Origin of the sequence: Mesorhizobium sp. M0587, from assembly GCF_040320945.1 — a bacterium.
GTDB lineage: Bacteria > Pseudomonadota > Alphaproteobacteria > Rhizobiales > Rhizobiaceae > Mesorhizobium.
Genome location: NZ_JAMYQP010000097.1, coordinates 1 through 1,455 on the forward strand (window position 1 = coordinate 1; position 1,455 = coordinate 1,455).

Below are 1,455 nucleotides of genomic sequence, written 5' to 3' on the forward strand. Positions count from 1 at the left end.
TTCGCGGAGGGCAGAGTTAGAAGCAAACTTCTTCGTCGCCAGCGGCGAGCCGCCCTCGTTCGTGAGGCGTATATAGTCGCCACCAAACCAAACTGTCAACTGCCATCTGAGATGTTTTTTCGATTTCTCGCAGAGATATCCACGAGGCCGAAATTCGTGAGTTGGCTTGCATGGATTGTCGGCGGCGTTCTGTTGCCGGCCGTCCTTAGGAAGCCCGCAGCAAAGCTCCACGCCGAGCGTGCGCCATCAGCCCGAAAGAAACCAGCCGTGCCGCCCGAACCGTCGACCGGCGGCGCCCGCCCGAGCGGCTTTCAGAGCTGGTCTTCGGGCACTTCCGGTTTGATGTTCCGGCCGGCGTAGAAAGATGCCCAGGATCAGCACGCGCACGCCCTCGACGGCAGAAGCAATGCTGGCGGCGCGCCTGTAGCCAACAATCCGCACCCCAGGCATGATTTCAACCCGTTCGGTGCCCCTTTGCGGAAACGTCGAAAAGCCGAGGGAATGGTCACGGATACCCACAACAAAATTCCACGATCATCGGCAACGCACGTTCGGCTATGTCGTCATGGAGCTGTTCCAGCTCTGCTTCCGCTTCCGCGATGGGAAGACATCCGGTACTCCATCCCCTAGCTGGCTTTCGCCTGCTTCGCGCGATGACGCGCCTGCGGCCGGGAAGGACCGTCTCGGCCGGAACACCTTTCGTTGGATCCCGCTGGAGCTCGGTCAAATGCGCCGGCATTTCCTCGCGCAGTCATTCTCCCGCTCGGCCTCGAATCCTCGAGCATGCTCGGGCCGATGCGGACAATCTCGCTGGCATTGTTGTAGCAGCCCGATTCGAGCTGCTTCCTGATGAAGCTCTCATAGTGGTCGTTCAAGGCATGATTCGGCATTGGCAATCTCCCGCGGAGATTGTGGTTCGCGCAGCGCGCATAGCAATAGATGCCACTATCAGCAGGCCGACCGATTCGCCGCGCTCTATCTTTGCCGCGATTTCGCCCTGGAGAGAATCGCTTGCCGTTTGATTCGGGCGACCGAGCTGTCGCCTCAGTTATTGAGAAACGCCGGCTCGATCGAGGATCGACTGGAAGTCGATGCCGACCGTCATCACGCTTAAATGCTCGCTATACGCAAGACGGTGGACGCAGAAGCCGACTGGCTAAGAAACCTGACCGATTAAGTTCGTCGTATTTTGGGCGAACCAGCCTCTGTGCTGCGCTTTGATACCTACCCTTATCGTCCGCAAGCAAACGTGCTGCGCGTCTTGAGGTGTGACGGGCTTATGGATTTGGTTTTGTTGGGAGGGTTTTTTCTCGAGCGTGTTGTCTTGGGGTGTCTAGGGCTGCTGGGAGGTGGCTTGGTGGGTCTGGGGTTAGCTTGGAATCGAAACAGCCCGCGGGCGAGAGCCGGGCGGGCTGTTTGATTTGGTTGCGGGGACAGGATTTGAACCTGTGACCT

General features: G+C 58.8%; 2 protein-coding genes. Both read right to left on the reverse strand.

Translation table 11 applies throughout. From position 1 onward, the window contains the following. Positions 1-246: 246 nt before the first annotated feature. Positions 247-519, reverse strand: coding sequence for a hypothetical protein (locus NKI49_RS33150; RefSeq protein ID WP_352608417.1), 273 nt, complete (start codon positions 517-519; stop codon positions 247-249). A 107-nt stretch (positions 520-626) separates the two neighbouring features. Then, positions 627-890, reverse strand: coding sequence for a type II toxin-antitoxin system ParD family antitoxin (locus NKI49_RS33155; RefSeq protein ID WP_352608419.1), 264 nt, complete (start codon positions 888-890; stop codon positions 627-629). Between the last annotated feature and the right edge of the window lie 565 nt (positions 891-1,455).

What these genes read in the sequence shown, in the direction of transcription:
- NKI49_RS33155 (WP_352608419.1), bottom strand. Translation starts at nt 890, where the DNA reads ATGCCGAATCATGCCTTGAACGACCACTATGAGAGCTTCATCAGGAAG.